At 42.0% G+C, this 18484-nt stretch carries 14 protein-coding genes; all 14 read right to left on the reverse strand.

Going from position 1 to position 18484, the window contains the following annotated elements; all coding sequences use genetic code 11:
* Positions 1 to 127 precede the first annotated feature (127 nt).
* The 14 genes from DXB58_RS11205 to DXB58_RS11270 all read right to left on the reverse strand — a co-directional run bounded on the left by DXB58_RS11205 (position 128) and on the right by DXB58_RS11270 (position 18244).
* Entirely contained in the window at positions 128 to 1264 is a 1137-nt protein-coding gene (locus DXB58_RS11205) for an AMP-binding protein (RefSeq protein WP_122136764.1), read from the reverse strand.
* Positions 1265 to 1295: 31 nt separating this feature from the next.
* Positions 1296 to 2321 carry an o-succinylbenzoate synthase gene (locus DXB58_RS11210; RefSeq protein ID WP_122136765.1) on the reverse strand — a complete coding sequence of 342 codons (1026 nt, stop codon included), beginning with the start codon at positions 2319 to 2321 and terminating at the stop codon, positions 1296 to 1298.
* A 60-nt stretch (positions 2322 to 2381) separates the two neighbouring features.
* A complete protein-coding gene (gene menB / locus DXB58_RS11215) occupies positions 2382 to 3206 on the reverse strand; it encodes a 1,4-dihydroxy-2-naphthoyl-CoA synthase (protein ID WP_004302264.1) in 825 nt (274 codons plus the stop codon).
* Positions 3207 to 3209: 3 nt separating this feature from the next.
* The gene (gene menD, locus DXB58_RS11220) at positions 3210 to 4877 is read right to left on the reverse strand and encodes a 2-succinyl-5-enolpyruvyl-6-hydroxy-3-cyclohexene-1-carboxylic-acid synthase (RefSeq protein ID WP_122136766.1); all 1668 of its coding nucleotides are present in this window, start codon (positions 4875 to 4877) and stop codon (positions 3210 to 3212) included.
* A gap of 19 nt (positions 4878 to 4896) precedes the next feature.
* The gene (locus tag DXB58_RS11225) at positions 4897 to 6012 is read right to left on the reverse strand and encodes an isochorismate synthase (protein WP_122136767.1); all 1116 of its coding nucleotides are present in this window, start codon (positions 6010 to 6012) and stop codon (positions 4897 to 4899) included.
* Positions 6009 to 7241, reverse strand: coding sequence for a Cof-type HAD-IIB family hydrolase (locus DXB58_RS11230; RefSeq protein ID WP_074557721.1), 1233 nt, complete (start codon positions 7239 to 7241; stop codon positions 6009 to 6011). Before DXB58_RS11230 ends, DXB58_RS11225 begins: the two co-directional genes overlap by 4 nt.
* Before the next feature lie 84 nt (positions 7242 to 7325).
* Complete coding sequence (locus DXB58_RS11235) at positions 7326 to 7688, reverse strand: DUF488 domain-containing protein (RefSeq protein ID WP_122136841.1); 363 nt, start codon at positions 7686 to 7688, stop codon at positions 7326 to 7328.
* Between the two features lie 64 nt (positions 7689 to 7752).
* On the reverse strand, positions 7753 to 9510 hold the full coding sequence (locus DXB58_RS11240; RefSeq protein WP_122136768.1) for an AraC family transcriptional regulator: 1758 nt from the start codon (positions 9508 to 9510) through the stop codon (positions 7753 to 7755).
* A gap of 154 nt (positions 9511 to 9664) precedes the next feature.
* On the reverse strand, positions 9665 to 10432 hold the full coding sequence (locus tag DXB58_RS11245) for an N-acetyltransferase (protein ID WP_122136769.1): 768 nt from the start codon (positions 10430 to 10432) through the stop codon (positions 9665 to 9667).
* A gap of 55 nt (positions 10433 to 10487) precedes the next feature.
* Complete coding sequence (rlmF, locus tag DXB58_RS11250) at positions 10488 to 11417, reverse strand: 23S rRNA (adenine(1618)-N(6))-methyltransferase RlmF (RefSeq protein ID WP_074638804.1); 930 nt, start codon at positions 11415 to 11417, stop codon at positions 10488 to 10490.
* A 72-nt stretch (positions 11418 to 11489) separates the two neighbouring features.
* Complete coding sequence (locus DXB58_RS11255) at positions 11490 to 12140, reverse strand: response regulator transcription factor (protein ID WP_004302256.1); 651 nt, start codon at positions 12138 to 12140, stop codon at positions 11490 to 11492.
* Between the two features lie 69 nt (positions 12141 to 12209).
* Complete coding sequence (locus DXB58_RS11260) at positions 12210 to 13658, reverse strand: SusD/RagB family nutrient-binding outer membrane lipoprotein (RefSeq protein ID WP_117932101.1); 1449 nt, start codon at positions 13656 to 13658, stop codon at positions 12210 to 12212.
* Between the two features lie 27 nt (positions 13659 to 13685).
* Positions 13686 to 16925 carry a SusC/RagA family TonB-linked outer membrane protein gene (locus tag DXB58_RS11265; protein ID WP_122136770.1) on the reverse strand — a complete coding sequence of 1080 codons (3240 nt, stop codon included), beginning with the start codon at positions 16923 to 16925 and terminating at the stop codon, positions 13686 to 13688.
* Between the two features lie 134 nt (positions 16926 to 17059).
* Positions 17060 to 18244 (reverse strand): PLP-dependent aspartate aminotransferase family protein, encoded by a 1185-nt coding sequence (locus DXB58_RS11270; protein ID WP_122136842.1) that lies wholly within the window; start codon positions 18242 to 18244, stop codon positions 17060 to 17062.
* Positions 18245 to 18484: the final 240 nt, after the last annotated feature.

Here is an 18484-nt window from a genome sequence, read left to right on the forward strand (position 1 = left end):
GAAATAAAAAAGAGATTACCACCAAATTTGACGAAGAACCAAAAATCGCTTATGAGAGGCTGAATTCAAGTTGTAAATGCGACACCTCCTTGTTTTACAAGTTCACTAGTTTTACCGGAAACCTCAACTACATTATTGCATCATCATGTAGTTCTATGGATGGGAACTGATGCGAATGGGAAAGGTATGATGCTGCCAAAGCGCGACATCCGACACGATCTATTTTGCCGTTTTCCGTCTGTGGAATAGATTCTGTAATAAAAATATGTTTGGGACGATAATATGGTTCCAATGTTGTCTGCAACTTATTTTCTATCTCTCTTGTGTCCAATTGTCCCACTATCAATAAGGTTACAGCCTGCCCTAAGCGCTGATCCGGAACTGAAGTAATGACAAAGGACACAGGAATAAACGGGCGGAGTAACTTCTCCATCTCCTCTGCTTGAATCTTAATTCCTCCACTGTTAATCACATTGTCTTTCCGGCCTAGAATCATAAAACTTCCATCGGGATAGATACGTGCAATGTCATTGGTCTGCAATGTTTCGTCACATACCAAAGGGGCATCGATGATTAATGTATTCTCTGCGGATAAAGACAATTTTACTGAAGGAAATGGATAATAATGTTCTGAAGCCGATACTCCGTTCAGACGACGAAGGGCAATATGCGACAAAGTTTCAGTCATGCCATAAGTGGAGTAAACGGCAGTTGGAAGATGGTTTATCTCCGTTTCCAGAGCCTCATCAACGGCTCCGCCTCCTATAATCAGAATATCCGTTTGTTTTAATCGCTCTTTTTCTTCGGGAACCTGCAACGTGTTATAAACTTGCAATGGGACCATTGCTACAAATCTCAAAGGTTCTTTTATATCCATTAACGGATGACCGGAAGCAGGACGAACAATCAGGTTCAAACCTGCAACCAATGAACGTACAACCACCATCATTGCACCGATATAACGAAGATTCATACATAATAATGCCGACTCACCTTTCCTCAAATTCAGAAATTCACAAGTCAGACGCGCACTTTGCATCATTTGATCCTTGCGTACCATCAGTTCTTTAGGTATACCCGTAGAGCCCGATGTATGAACCGTGATGACAGGAGAGTCATTAAACCATTCGTTCAGGAAAAGATACAAATCCCAATAAGCAGGAGAATGAGCTTCTGCTCCTCCTGCTATCAGTTGGCTTATATCTTCAAAAGTGTATTCTTTTCCTTCCAGTAGCAAGCGCTGTCGTTGTCGATTGAATATCATCAGAATATCCTTTAAATACCACTAAATACCATCATTTACAAAACCACAGGCAATCTTTTCTGATTTCAAGAGGTACTTCCACATTGTCAGTAAAGAGCATACCCGTTCCCAGTCCTTGTGGTAGTGGATTATTGAATGTTGCACACCAATGGGCGATAGCGTTCAAACCAATGTTGGACTCCAAAGCGGAAGTGATCCACCAACCGATATGTTGCTTTTCCGCTTCCATAATCCATTCATCCCCTCCACATATTCCTCCGTGGAGGGATGGTTTAATGATGATATATTGCGGACGGATGGTTGCCAGCAGTTTCTTTTTTTCTTCCAGCGTGTTGCATCCTATCAGCTCTTCATCCAATGCTATCGGCAACGGAGATTCAGAAGTGAGCCGGGCCATTTCTTCCCATTGCCCGGCACGGATCGGCTGTTCGATAGAATGTAAATCAAATTCTGACAGACGTTTCAGTTTTTCCATTGCATCACCCGGAGAGAAAGCACCGTTTGCATCTACACGCAACTCTATTTCTTTAGAAGAGAAATGGGTACGAATATGACGTAACAACGCCAATTCTTTTTCAAAGTCGATAGCACCAATCTTTAGTTTGACGCAACGGAATCCGGCTTCCATCTTTTTCTCGATCTGGGATAACATGTTTTCAAAATCTCCCATCCAGATCAGGCCGTTGATTGGAATCCCTACCTCTCCACGTGAAAAAGCCGTATCGGACAAAGCCCAACTCCCTGCAAAGAAATGCCAGATAGCCGTTTCCAAGCCAAATAAGATGGAAGGATACTTGCATAGACCATCCTTATCCAATTTTCCCTGTTCTTCCTCTACTTGCCGGCAAGTTCTTATTAATATATCCTCATAATCAGGGAGATCATCACAACTTAATGCAGGCAAAGGCGCGCACTCTCCAATTCCCACTCTACCCGGAAAATCAGGAGAAGTAAAGTGAAGATACCAGACTTTTCGTGTAGTATATGTTCCCCGGGAAGTTCCCGCGGGTTGCTTGAAATGAAGCAACCGGGGAATAATATCTATCTTACAATCCATAATGAATATCTTTTCAATCTGCTAATTACTGCACAATCAGTCCTTCATTAGCCTATTATTTTAAGGGAATTTCGGATATTGTTTGAAGTTCGGTTTACGTTTCTCCAGAAATGCATTCTTTCCTTCCTGTGCTTCATCCGTCAGGTAATAAAGTAATGTTGCGTCACCTGCCAACTCCTGAATGCCTGCCTGACCGTCCAATTCGGCATTCAATCCCGCTTTAATCATGCGCAAAGCCAACGGACTAAGTAACATCATTTCTTCCGCCCATTGCACGTATTCATCTTCCAGCTGTTCCAAAGGTACTACCTTATTCACTAATCCCATATCCAATGCTTCCTGTGCATTATACTTCCGGCAAAGGAACCAAATTTCACGTGCTTTCTTCTGTCCTACCACACGTGCCAGATAAGATGCACCGAATCCGGCATCAAAGCTACCCACGCGAGGACCTGTCTGACCGAAAATAGCATTTTCCGAAGCAATGGATAAATCACATACTACATGGAGCACATGTCCGCCACCAATGGCAAAGCCGTTCACGGCAGCAATCACAGGTTTCGGAATACTACGGATTTGCTTTTGTACATCCAATACGCTCAAACGAGGTACACCGTCTTTCCCGATATATCCGCCACGTCCTTTCACATTCTGGTCGCCTCCCGAACAGAATGCCTTATCACCGGCTCCGGTAATTACAATCACATCAATATCCGCTTCTTCACGGCAAATGCGCAATGCATCACTCATTTCGGCAGTGGTAGTCGGGGTAAATGCATTCCGATAACGTTCACGGTTGATTGTGATACGGGCAATTCCATTATAATAATCAAAAAGAATATCGTCGTATTCTCTGATGGTTGTCCACTCTCTTTGTGTTGGCATAATTTATTTTTGTTTTAATTGATGATAATAATTCTTCAACATACGTGCATCCTTGTTTTTGTTGGTAAACACTTCCAGGAGCACAGGTTGTTCCATAGTTTCCGGCTGGGTGAAAGTTTTCATTGCTTCAGTCAGTTCTTCATCATTTTGCGCTTGTAGATAAAGGAAACCACGTTCCTCCGCCCAGCCTTTAGCTGACGTTTTATGGACTGCCGCAATAAATTTATGTGAGGTGCCCGACATATCCAATCCCGGTAAAGTATGGAAAATCTCTCCTCCTCCGTTATTTAATAAAAGGATACGCAGGTTGGAACGGACGTTGATATTCCACAACGCATTCATATCATAGAAGAAACTTAGGTCTCCGATAGCTATGAAATTCAGTTTGTCGGAAGCTGCCGCATAACCGACAGCGGTAGACAACGATCCTTCAATACCACTTGTTCCCCGATTGCAACAAACTTCAATCGTGGAAGGAATCGAATATAGTTGTGCATAACGAACTACCGAACTGTTTGCCAGATGCAATGCACAGGACTCCGGCAAGGCTTTCAATAATGTACCGACAGCCAACATCTCCGAATAGGCAAAATCCGGTTCGGGGATAATCTTACAATAATTCTCCCATACACGGGGATAGTCAGGAGTCCGGTTATCCAGCAGGCTGGCGATCTTCTCCAGAAATTCAAACGGGTCCATCTCGATCACTGTAGTCAATGAGCCGTATAGATCGACAATCTCACCCTCCGGCGATACGTGCCAATGCTCTTTAGGCGGATGCTGACGGAGAAACTTCTTCAATCGTTTGGAAACCACATGTCCTCCATAAGTAATCAGCAATTCGGGCACCATCTGGTCTATCTTCTCTTCGGGCATGGCATAAAGTGCCGCATCGAAATTCTTTACCGGAATACCGGGAACTGTCTGATTGCCGATATGTTCCGTCAACCAGGCAAAATGTTTATATAATAACTTGATATATCTTTTTTCAAACAGATAGATAAGGTTCATCTGACCGATGATAATCATGCGCTTCTGATATTTATTCATCCGGTCGACCAGATCATTATAATCACGGTCATAAACGTTCAATCCCTGATAACGGGTTATCACACGCACTTCCGGGAGCGTATCTACCGTGAACTGAAACAGTGGTTCGGAAATAGGAACATTGATATGCACCGGCCCTTTTCCATGATGATTCGTCTCCAGCAAGGCTTCATTCACCAGGCGATTGCAATACCATTCATCTTCTTCCGTATGAATCTCCGGAAGATTAACCGACTTCTTGACCAGCGTTTGAAACACACCCGGTTGCGGCACTGTTTGTCCATCCATCTGTCCGATCCAGGCAGCGGGACGGTCTGCTGAAATGACAACTAAAGGAACATTCTGATAAAATGCTTCGGCTACAGCCGGATGAAGATTTAATAATGCAGTACCGGAAGTGCAGCACACAGCAGCAGGCTTACCACCATTCAACGCAAGACCAATAGCAAAATAACCGGCACTCCGTTCATCCGTCACTGCATAACAGGTGAAATTCGGATGATTAGACAAAGTATGTACGATGGGCGTATTACGACTACCCGGACACAACACAACCTTAGTAATCCCGTGCGCCTCGAGCAACGCAACCAACTGGAGTATGTTCTTCTTGTCTGTATACATGATGATAATTATTAGTAGTTTATGATTTTAAAGGAGGCGTTGCAATAAGCCGTTTGATGGTTTGCAACTTCTTTTCCGTTTCCAGCCATTCGTCATTCAATTCCGAAGAAGCCAGTAGTCCACCGCCGGCATAAAGAGTCAGTTGTTCATCTTCAATATGCATACAGCGCAGATTCACATAGATGTCAGTTCGCCCTTCCGGGTCCAGCCAGCCGATAAAGCCGGAATAATAGCGGCGGTCGTAACCTTCGTTCTGCAATATAAACCGATAGGCTTCTTCTTTCGGTAAACCGCATACGGCAGGTGTCGGGTGCAACACTTTCAAGAGATCTCCCAAACCTTTGTTATCTTTCAAAGAAAACCGGAAATCTGTTTTCAAATGTGACAAAGCACCTGCATAAGCCGGATAAGGCCCGTTCTCCGTAGAATGAATGCCCAACGAAAGGAGTTGGCGACGAATGTAAGAAGCGACATAATCCTGCTCTTTTCGATTCTTTTCATCCCATATTTGGGGCAGTTTACCATCTTGCAAAGGCTGTGTCCCGGCCAACGCTACCGTATTCCATTCATCTTTTTCACCCGATAAAATGATTTCAGGAGTGCTTCCCAGCCAGATACCAGTTTGCGGAGTGTAGCACAAGTATATATATGAATGAATATAACGCCTGCACGCTGCACGAAATATGGATAAAGGAGAAAAACCGGATACTTTATCAATAGTAAGATGACGTGAAAGTACTAATTTATCAAAAGTATTATCACGCAAAGCATTTATAAAGGTATGAAAGCAGGAGGCATATTCCTCCGTAGAAGAAGTCAGGAACGATTCTTGTCCTTGCATCCGCAAAGCGACTTCCCGTTCTTCTGCCGTATCATCGTCAATCGGCAAAGGTTGCCCCCACTGATCGGGTTGAATCAGTACAACGGGACACGTCTCACTCACCTGAAACGGAGCGATGACAAATCCTCTCTTTCCATTCAACTCTTTCAGATCGTATATCAGCCGTACCGCTCCTTCCGCCTGTGTCAACAGACGGGGAACTTTCTCCCCCGGAATACGGTAAACAGCAAACGGCTGCTTCCGCTGAATAAATGCATCAATAGTTGTCAAATTACTTATTTCTTCGTCGGTCATCTCTTTTTCATCACACTGTTGACTACGCGTATGGAAGACACCAGTTTATTCGTTGAAGTAAACACGTCTACATTCCATACATGGGATGAGCGTCCCTTATGTACGATTGTTCCCACCGCACGCACTGTGTCTCCTTCATGTGCGGAGGATATATGATTGCCGCTAACCTGCATTCCGACAATAATCTCATCCGGTTGGCAAAGAATCATCGAGCCGAGTCCGGCAACAGTTTCTGCCAGTGCAAGAGTGGCTCCGCCATGTAAAATGCCAAAAGGCTGGCGGGTACGATGGTCTACCGGCATGGTTGCTTCCACACGGTCTTCATCGGCATACGTATATTGGATACCCAGGTTTCCCATCAGTGCATGGCGGGCCTGTGCATTCAGTTGGTCAAGGGGAATTTCGGCTGCACGCACTTCGGCAATGATAGCCTTTTCTACCGCAACAGCCACTCCGTCTTCCTCATTGGAAGCTGTCACATAATCGGCACAAACTTTCACGGAATCTTGTGAATGTCCCATAGCTACTCCTAGTCCTGCCAGTTGAATCATTGTCACATCACACACACCGTCTCCAATAGCAATCACTTCATCACGCTTCACATTCAATACTTCCAGCAAAGCTCCCAGAGAATTGGCTTTATCAATGGAGCAAGGAACTACTTCCAGAAAATAAGGTTCCGAACGGAATACGTCCAACGCTCCATTCAGTCTTCTTTTCCAATGATCTTCCAGTCCCACCAGCGCTTCTTCATCGTCACTGACCAGCATACATTTGCAAGGAGCAAAGTCGACGGCTGCAGAAAATTCTTCTTCCTTGATTATTTGCAGGTTATTCAACCGGGCTTCGTTACAGATATGTTCATTTTCTGGAGAATCCGTTATGATCGTATCATCATGATAAGTGAATATGGCAAAGCCATTTTTGCGGGCTTTCTTTTCCAGATAAGGCAACATTTCGGGATTGATCCTGCGTTCAAACAGAATCTCGCCATTTTGCGCATTGATTATCTGACAGCCATTATAGGAAAGAATAAAACCTCCATAGTTTCCAAGTTCGAGCATCTTAGCCAGTGGCATTAAGCCATAAGTCGGTCTGCCGGATGCCAATACGATACGTACTCCCATTTGTTGAACTTTCAACAAAGCGGCCAATGTACGTTTGCTAATTTCTTTCGCATCATTGAGGAGCGTTCCGTCTACATCAAGAACTAATAATTTATACTTCATGATTACACGATTTTGATTTAGATTACAAAGGTAGGAAATTGAGTGAACGACAGAAAGCGTAAACAGATAAAAATTACTTTAATTTCACTCTTTCAGACGCATTTCCAGATAATCGCGAAGGATTCGGGCATGATTATACACAGGTTCTTTAGAAGCATAAAGTAAAGTGACCACAGGATGGGGTTTGATAAGAATTAGAAAATCAGTCATTGCAGGAGAAGCATCCAGCTCTTTTTGATACTGCGTGACGAAATCTCCCCAATGTCCGAGAATATCTTCATGAAACCACTTACGTAATGTAGGGGATGGTGTTATGTCTTTTGCCCAATAATCGTATTTCAACCATTCTTTCTTCATTCCGCGTGGCCATAATTTATCTACCAACACCCGGTATCCATCTGTTTCTGAAAAATCTTCGTAAACCCTCTTTATCCTTACCTGTATCATTTCCATTAATATTTAGTTATCAATAGATAAACCGGGAAAAACGAAAATTGTTTAGTAGAACTATTTAATTCCTCAATGTGTCCTGCGCTTTTTTAAATTCATAAGGAGTCATTCCTGTCTTTTTCTTAAAAAGGTTATATAAAATTGGAGCGCTATTAAATCCGGACTCATCAGCGATGGCACGTATGGTATAGTTAGGATATTTTTTCATTAGTTTGATTGCATAATTAATACGCAGTCCGTTGATGTACCCATTGAAATTAGTTCCGGTGCATTCTCTTATCATCCGGGCAAAACGTGCATTATTCAGATGTACAATCTGCGCTAAATCTTCTCTTGAGAGCTCTGGAGAAAGATATAGCTGTTTCTGAACGACTGTATGGTTTAATTCCTGGAATATTTTCTTGTTCTCCTCTTCTTCCCCACTTTCTTTGTCTGTTTCGTCCAAAAGTTCATCCTGTTCCTCTGGAGAAATCAATTCAGGTTCCAGTTCTGATGAAACCTCCTGTTCCTCGTACACTTCCAATAACTGATTACCATCTTTTTTGTCAGCTAATTTCTCGTTTATCAGTTTGGCAAGCATCCGGTTTTTATACTCTATTATATGGTTGAAACGCCACAAACGCCAAAGTATAAACAGGGTCAGCACTACAATACACGCCAAAAAGCAGAGTGAAACATTCCTTATTTTTAGCTGTGAGGCTTGCTCGGCGATGTATTCTTCTTTTTCGGAAGCACCGTACATCGCGTTCAATTCTAATGCAGCATTTTTCCTGTCGTTACTGTTAATGCTATCCGTTATCGCAATGATGGTTTCACGTATTTCTGCAGCTTCTTTATAACGATTCATACCCAGATATGCTTGTACTTCCTTATTAAGTACAGCAAGATATTGAGCGTTCAAGGTATCTCGTTGTGTCCTCAACAGTTCTTTAAAGTCCTTACTGTTGTCTAGTACTTTCTCATATTGTTTGGAAAGAATCAAATAAGGAATCGAATACATCTTGCCATCCGGAGTATGAGATTCTTTCATTGCCAGATATTTTTGATAATATCCTTCTGCTTGCGCATATTTCTTTTCTAAATAAGAGATATAGGTCAATTTTGCATATAAATAGCTATATTGACCATCAATGTAACCTTCGGGAACCTCCGGTACTTTCTCTAATTTTTTAAGAAGTTTTTCGCGTTCATAAGCAAGAGCCAAAGCTTCATCAATACGGGAATCTGTCATTAAAAATCCCATCTCCGCTCCATAATAATAGGAAAGCAGCATCATTTCTCTCACATCCTTTGACCCACGCAGTAATTCAATCGTACGGTCAAAATAATTATACGCCTCATCTTTCAATGACAACCTCCAATTATTCTCCCCTATGCAAAAAAGTAATCTGGCTTCCGCCTCTCTGTCCTTCAGTTTTTGCGCCTGCATAATTCCACTAAGAGCATAATGCATGCTCTCATTATATTTACTCATTAAAGATGAAAGTTCAGCTAAATAAACCGTCATCTTCAACATGTGCTTAGGTTCTTTTTGAGAGATGGAATCAAGCAAGTATGACTTCCTTGCATACATAAAAGCTAGTTTATTCATATACATATTACGATATGACAAACTGCGCAATTCATTAATCAGACGCAGAGGGAAGGCTCTTCTGGATTCTGCCTCATCCAATAACTGTAAAGCACGTTTGGGGTTAGATATATAAATATCTCTGATATATTTTTCTGTATATAAAGAGTCATTATTTATAATTTTATCAGCCCTCGAAAATTGATTGTGTACAAATAGAAGCACAAAAATACATACCCAAAAACGCATAAAACTCTTAATCGTGTTTAATCATTAATGATCCAAAGGTATATATTTTCTATAGAACGTGCAGACACAATTTAAATTTGCAAAATAAAAATAAGAAACATTAGCTAAACATATTAGAGATGTAACGTGGTTCCAAGTCATCTATTCATCTGAATCACAGCCCCAACGCTTTACCCAATCGCCCTTCAAGACATACACTTAAGTCAGTCGTTACAAACTTACCATTATAAAAAAGAGTAAATATAGTAGCCGGAGTAGGTGCGTTTTGCGCCTGTTTCATACTTTCTAATTCAATTATTCTCAATGGAATATCTTTGCTCGCAGCAGCACTGACTAAAGAACCGCGAACGTGAAACTCCGTAAACGGGCAGCGATGGGTATAATAAACGACTATTCCATCCTTATCCGGACACTCACCGCTCAACACGCAATCATTAAAAGAAGGATCAGGAGCAGCCGGGTTTAGTTTCAAACTTAAAAGGCTGAATCCGTAAGGGAGTTTTTCTATTGTTTGGAAACCTTGTCGCAACAGCCATTTCGTGTCACTCATAAAATGAAATTTAGAAGTGCCCACCACTGTGACAAGCCCATCTTTCCCCTGCGATTTTGCATCATCAATGGCAGACTGCAATAATGCCTTACCATGTCCGCAACCTTTATATTTACCTGACACCCAGAAACAGTTTATCATCAGATAATTGGGAGCATTCACCGGAACCCATGCTTTTTCAGCAGGACCGTATTCGATAAACACTTTTGCCCGTTCATCAATACGTCTGAACACATAGCCGTTATCGAACTCTTTCTTCAGCCATTCTTTTTTCAGTTCATAACTATCCTTGCATTTCTTATCTGAAAAAGCACAGCATATATGTTCATTTGCAATATTCTCCTTTGTCAAAGTGATGTAATTGGTTTCCATAATATTCTATTTAATTAATAGGTTAAACAAATAACAGTTCGATATTCACTCATTGTTATGAGTTGGTAGAAAATCGCCAAGCTAATATCCTGCTACTTTTAGTTCCCTGCTGCATTCGAATAACTTTATATTCGGACACATTCACCGATTTTAGTTTGGCATATAACTTTTCCAGATTCTTTTCTTTAGAAACCAAACTCGTAAACCATCCGCAGTTCTTCTGATATTTTTGGCTCTCGGAAATCATATTCAATAAGAAACGAACTTCTCCGCCCTCGCACCAAAGTTCATTCGCACTCCCACCGAAATTCAACTGCACTTTATTTATCTTCGTACCTTTCAGACTGCTTAATTTGCGTAACGTTCCGTCTTCCGCCTCTTCACGCGAACTATGAAACGGAGGATTGCATATTGTCACATCAAAATACTCATCAGGCATAATAATTCCATCGAAAATCTTCTTACTGTCTTTCTGAAGTCGCAAGTCAATCTTATGAGCCAACACAGGGTTGCAAGTCACTATCTTTCGTGCATTTTCTATCGAAACCGGATCAATATCAGTACCAACGAAAGTCCATCCATATTCAGTGTGGCCTATGATCGGATAAATACAATTTGCACCTACCCCAATATCCAGACATCTACATTTTGACTTCTGACCATTAGCATCTCCCGCCGGTAAATCCGGTGTTGTTCCGTTCGGCTGGATAAGATCGGCAATATAATGAATGTAATCCGCCCTTCCGGGAATAGGCGGACACAAATATTGCTTCGGTATGTCCCAATAGCGGATGCCATAATAAGTTACCAATAATGCTTTGTTCAAAGCTTTCACCGCTTGCGGATTAAAAAAGTTTATAGTTTGTATTCCGAGGGGATTGAGCGATACGAACCTCTTTAATGGAGGATAATTTTCCATCAACAATGGAAAATCATACTGACCATTGTGCTTATTTCTTATATGTAACTCACCTTTTTTTGCCATGCGGGCAAAGATACAGAGAATTTTCCTGCCTACAAATTCTTCTTAACTCTTATCCTAACACTCTTCTGAATATCATATATAATATTCTACCATTTCAATCAGCCCGGCGCGTAAAGTATACTTAGTTGCTTCATATACATTATTCACACCCAACTTCCGGAAAATATTCTTTTTGTGGGTGATAATAGTATGAATGCTTGAGGTTCTTTCCAATGCTATTTCTTTCACGGATTTCCCATGTGCTATCAATTTAAGAATGTCAATCTCTGTAACAGTCAAAACAGAATGAATTTCCGGTTTGTCGGAACCGATTATCAATAAATTGGTTATCTGATGACAAAGAAATCGTTCCCCGTGTGCTGTACACATCAATGCAGAATGAATTTCCTCACCGGAGTTCTCTTTCAAAATCATACCAATATTCCTTTCTATACTCATCCTACGAATAAAGTCTTCGCTCAATTCATTGGAAAACAATATCCAACGAACTCTCGGAAAACGTTTTTCTATAATAAGAAACTCTTCTATACCATTGATGTCAAACAGTGTATAGTCAAGTATAACGACACTGTCATTACATTCTACCAATGCAAGCATGAGCTCTTTCTTGTCTGTCACATCTATCATGCGACATCCACTGAATATAGCGGAAATATATCCATGCATTCCCATTCTGGTTATATCCTGATTATCTGCTATGATAAATGTAATGTCAGTGTTCATTGTTATTCTGATTTTTAAATTCAACGGATATTTTTCAAACGCATATTGCAGCCCGGAGACACGGAGGTATCATCGTTCTTTATTAGCTACATCAAACCACAAACGGGTAGTAATCTCATCTGCTCCCTGATGGGATATGGCAATCTGATACTGCTTACCATTCAGTGATTGTTCCGTTACGGGATAAAAAAAGCGACGAGGTAACTCTCCGGAACCCAAAACGGAATCGGGACCAGGGATAAGCTGGGGATAACCGAGCCTACGCCAGTCAGTGAAAGCATCGGGTCCCTGTCCATAATAAGCGATCCACTTCTGCCATCCGATAGATTCATACCAATGTGCGGCGTCGAACCGAATTGCCTCCTGCTGTAAATAGGAATCGATTATACGATTGTCTATAATGCCAAACTGATTCAATGAAGCAGTAATAGCTTCGCGGTAGAGCGTTTCCGCATCAGCCGTTATCCAGCCGCGTGCAGCGGATTCTGCAAAGATAAACAAGACCTCGGCATACGTATAAAATACAGCCGGAGAGCTATCTTTCAAAAAATAAGTACCGGGACGGGAAACTTTATTAAATCCCTGATTATTAGCGGCATCAGCAGATAAGGAATTGGCAGCTCCTACATAGTTTTTCACACTTTCGTCTTGAGGTAGCTGGGCTAAAATTCCAATTCTCGGATCATTCCATTCATTCAGTTTATCAATCAACGTTTTTGATACCCGCTGATCATCACGTGAATTGAAAGCAGATGCCCATGGATTCCATTGTGGTGAAGAAGTAAAAACAAAACGGGCTATAGCATCATTGCTATCTATTACACTGTTACGATTATCCCAAAGGGAAGCAATAACCCGACGCGCTGTATCCTCATCTCGGTCAGCTAATTCGAGGGCGATACGTAGCCGTAGGGAGTGGGCCAATTGTTTCCAGCGGGTAATATCATTTCCGTAAATCAAATCCCCTTCTACCGTTCCTCCTGTGGTAGAAAGCAACTGGTCAGCAGCAATCAACTCCTCCAAAAGCCCGCGCAAAACAGTCTCTTGTGAATCATAAGCGGGTGTTACACTTTGTGCATATTCACTGTATGGTATATTTCCATACAGATTGGTCAGCAACAGGTAAACCCACGAACGCCACACTGTAGCTATCCCTCGATAATTATCATTTCCGAGTTCCGAACTGATAATAGCATTCAAGTCAGTTATTAGCGTTGCATAGCCGGTGTCCCACGTAGTGGTAAAACTACCATTATCCACATTATAGCAATCTGGCTCTGTATATTGTATTTTAGCCCAATGTTGCACCCACAACAGAGTAGAATTATAGTTCGTACTACTTCCCCAATAAAGATTGGCGGCATGATACTGTGCAGCGGCAAGTAAATAAGCCGGCTGTGGATTTTCAGTGGCATTGGGGTTGCGGTTGATATCAGTCAATTCATCATCACACGATGATAGAGAAATGGCAACCACTTGTACCCATATTATATATAAAAAATATATTCTTCTTTTCATCTTATCCTATTATTTAAAGGTTCACATTTAGAATTTCACGGAAAGGTTCACACCAAAGGAACGTGTTGTAGGCAATGAATAGGCTTCTACTCCTTGTGCATTTCCAGTAGTCAAAGCCGATTCCGGATCTATATTAGGGACGCTCTTATAAATAGTCCACAAGTTACGTCCCGTCAGTGTAACGGAAGCTTCTTGCAAATGCAGTTTCTGCGTCCACAAGCGAGGTAGACGGTAACTCAAAGCGACTTCTCGCAGTTTCACGTAAGAAGCATCATATACATTAGCTTCAGCAATACTATAAATACGATGGTAGTATTTCTCAGCAGATACAACCTCTTCGTTCTTAGAACCACTTTCCGTCACTCCTTCTACCATAATGCCATCCTGATACACACGGGTGGATTGCCCATTGACCTGGGCATAGTAAAGTCCATCGGAGGATACGGAATAAGAAGGAGATTCTGATAATCGTACATTGTTACCCATGGCGTCAGTATAATACCACAAGCCACCGTGCTCGGCATCCCGGCCCGATAATGTGTTAGCTAATACACCGGTATATTTTCCAGTTTTATTAGTGTTGGAAAAAATAGAACCACCTACACTTGCATCTATCAGAAAAGAAAGACTTAACGAACGATAACTGAAAGTGTTACTGATACCGCCTGTCCAGTCGGGCGTAAACTTCCCCAACGTTTTATTAGTGGTCGAAATCTTAGGCAGACCGTTAGCATCCACCACAACGTTTCCATTAGCATCACGCACGTATGAAGTGCCGAACAGGGTTCCATAAGCTTCGCCCACTGAAGCCAGTATCTGAATACCAGACGAGTAGAGCTGGTAACTCGTAATCAAACCTTCATCATCCAATTTGACAACCTTGCTGCTGTTGGCACCATAATTCAAATCCAGATTCCAACGAAACCCTTTCGATGTTTGTATAGGAACAGCGCCCAATTGTATTTCATAGCCACGATTACGGATATGTCCGGCATTACGCACCTGCGACGTGTACCCACTGGCAGCAGTAGTAGCTAGTTTCAATATTTGATTACGACTATCGGTCTTATAGTAAGTGAAATCCAAGTATAGGCGATTGTCCCAAAAAGCCGCCTCGAAACCAGCTTCTATAGATGACGTCTTCTCCGGTTTTAGATTCGGATTCATACCAATGGTAGAAGAGCTTTGAAGTGGATTCCCATTGAAAGCTGTTTCTGAAGTAAAGACCGTTGCCAATTGATAAGGATTGGCATCTGCTCCCACTTGAGACCATCCTCCACGTATTTTTAGGTAGTTAACAGCTTTACTTCTCCACCCGAAAGCTTCAGAAAGCAACACACTAGCCGTCACCGAAGGATAGAAATAAGAATTGTTGTCCACAGGTAGTGTAGACGACCAATCGTTCCGTCCTGTTATATTCAAGAAAGCCCAACGACGGTAATCCAGTTGTATGGAACCGTAAAGACCATATTGCCGTAAACGGTAGAAATCATTGGACGAAGTGAGCGGATCACGCGAGTTAGTCAATGTATAAAGATCAGCAACCGCCAAACGGGGAGCAGCCTGATAATTATTCTCATATTGTTTGTTACGTACATTAAAACCCAGAAGAGCGTCAATTCCCCAATTTTTATTCAACTGTTTGATATAAGTCGCCAATACTTCTGTGTTATTCTCTTTCACCGTATAGGCATCTTCAGCATAACTGCCGTAAGGCGAACCGGCACCTGCACTCCCCCATTTTACTTTGGATTTCCTCCGGTCATTATACCAGTCGGTACTAGTACGGAAACGCACATTCAACCCATCTGTCAGACGGAATTCGGCATGCAGATCACCTATCAGACGATGACGTTCCTGACTCTGTGTATTATAAGAAGCACTCCAAAAAGGATTGTCGTAATAGCTTGAATTCCAGTTGCGAGTATAGTCCGCCTTCAATGAGTTCGTATCCACTTGACGTCCGAACCACAAGAACTGAAGCATAGGACTGTTAGAACGTACGTTACTGCCCGAGGGGGTAGCTGACCCCGGTAAACTGGGAGCTGTATAAACGATGTAATTGGCCGTAGCTCCCACCACAATCCATTTTGCCAGATGGTAATCCGTATTTAAGCTGATATTCGTCTTATTAGTTCCAGCATCAGGAACGATACTGACTTGTTTTTCGTAGTTATATCCTACACGGAACTGGTATTTGTCGTCTCCACGGGCAATAGAAATACCGTTGTTTGTAGAAATACCCATGCGAAAATAATCGCGTACATTGTTGGGATGGGATACCCAAGGAGTAGCCACACGATTACCGTCAGCGTCCAATGGGCTATCGAACTGAGGAATCAACAAACCAATATCAAGACGTGGCCCCCAGCTTTCGTCTACCCCATCATTCACACCTGCACCCTTGCCATCTACATAACTGAACCGTCCCCCTGCCCCTTGTCCAAAAAGATTTTGAAACTCCGGCAAGGTAGCAACAAAAGAGACTTGCGTGGAAGAATGTAATGTAATCCCTATCCCTTTCTGCCTTTTGTCTCCTCCCTTAGTAGTGATGACAATAGCACCGTGAGCAGCACGCGCACCATAAAGGGCAGCGGCATTCGGACCTTTCAATACAGTAAGTGTTTTTATGTCTTCCGGATTCAGGTCTGCTATTGCATTTTTAAAATCACGTCCGCTGGAACGTGCATTAAGCTGCGAATTATCCACTGGGATTCCATCCACAATAAAAAGCGGTTGATTCTCACCTGCAATAGAAGTTTCACCACGAATAACGATGCGACTGGAACCAACATCTCCTTGTGTATTGGTAATACGCACGCCAGCTATCTTACCACTCAACGAATTTAACAGATTATTATCTTTCCCTTGCACCAAAGCATCCTGTTTTACTTCCTGTGCCGTATAGCCCAATGCCTTTTTCTCGCGTGAAATACCCAAAGCCGTTACTACTACCTCATCCAGCAGATGCGTATCACTCTTCAGTGTTACCGATACCTGTGGTGCAATAGCTACCTCTTTTGCCATCAGACTAATGTAAGAGATTAGCAGCCGGGTGGCTGATGGCGGGAGTCCACTCAGTTCAAATCTCCCGTTGACATCAGTTACGGTACCCAATGCAGTTCCTTTTACTATAACTGAGGCACCGATAACCGGCTCCCCATCTTCTTCTGTGGTGACGATGCCCCGCACTGTTGTCACCTGTGCTGCCCCTTGTATCACTCCTATTGCAAGAGCAAGCAAAAATAAATGAATCCTTTTACCCATTATTGTTTACTGTTAAAATGATGGGGCAAAGGTATTAGATATATACAAACTGATAAATCCCGTATGAATGGCATTTTATATACCATATTTGCGGTATATTTACAGTTTCGTATATGACTTTTGGATTTTTGCTTCTAATCCTTTTTATTATCCAAAGCCTGTCTGACATCGTCAAACAGATCATCCACATCCTCCAAACCAATTGAGAAACGGATAGTCGTATCCAACACATCCATGTCCTGTCGCTGTTTATCAGTAAACGGTCCAAAAATAGTACTTGCAGGATGAATAGCAAGCGTCTTATTGTCAAACAAGTTAGTAGCGCGACGTATCAATTTCAGTCGGTTGATGAAAGCAAAGCATGCCTCTTTACTTTCCAGGTCTATCGTAATCATAGCACCGGCAGTCGGACCAAACTGTCTTTGTGCCAAAGCATAGTATGGATTATCCTTCAGCCCCACATAATTCACACGTTTGACAGCAGATAATATGCGAAGCTTACCAGCCAACATAGCGGCATTGGCAGACTGTATCCGATATCGCGCGTCCAATGTTTCCAATCCGATAGTATGCATATAGGCCACATGAGGAGTCATATAAGCTCCCAGATTGAGTAACATCTCTGTACGCATACGTTTACCGAATCCCGGACATGTACCATAATCAATTACTAAACCACCAATGGAAGTGGCTCCCCCTGATAAATATTTGGTACTGGAAACCACTTCAATATCTACCCCTAAGCTATGTGAATCGAATTCTGTGAAAGGAATAAGCGTAGTATCAACGATGAGAGGAATTCCCCTTTCATGAACTATCCGTGAGAGCGCCTGTAAATCCGCCACTTCCATCTGCGGATTGGTGATAATCTCCATATAAATGCAGCAGGTATTACTGTCTACTACTTTCTCTACTGCTCCAATGTCTGTCAAATCACACAATCTAGGTTCCACCCCGAAGCGGGACAATGTACCAGCAATAAACGAATAAGTATTACCAAACAAATGACGCGATGTAACTATATTCTTTCCTGCAGCTGCAATTGAAAATAATGTATTACTAATAGCCGCCATACCGGAATTGAGGGCTATGACTTCTGCTGCCCCCGTAAGTTCCTTCACCTTATTCTCAAAAAAAGTCACTGTGGGATTCATCACTCTGGAGTAATCCGGAGCATCTGTCCGCCCGCAAAAAGCATCAGCCATGTCATCGGCATTGTCAAATTCATAAGCCGCTGTATGGTAAACCGGCATACTGAGAGAATTGTAAGAATCTCTTCTTTGGAACTGTGTATGAATCGCTTGGGTCTGTTTTTTCATCATTCTATTCATTAATATTATAACTATCAAATCTCGTACAATAAGAACAAAGGTAGATATAAAAACTGAAATCTGACAGTAGATAAAAACAGATATTTAACTGATAATAAGCATTTTGGAATAATATTCTTTAAACCGATAAATTTAATCTAAAAAAAGAGTGTTTATTCTAAAATAAACAGTTCAAATAGTGTTATTTTCTATTTCAACAGAAACCGCTCCTTTTTATGCTTATCTTAT

This window comes from Bacteroides sp. OM05-10AA (genome assembly GCF_003439055.1).
Classification (GTDB): Bacteria; Bacteroidota; Bacteroidia; order Bacteroidales; family Bacteroidaceae; genus Bacteroides; species Bacteroides intestinigallinarum.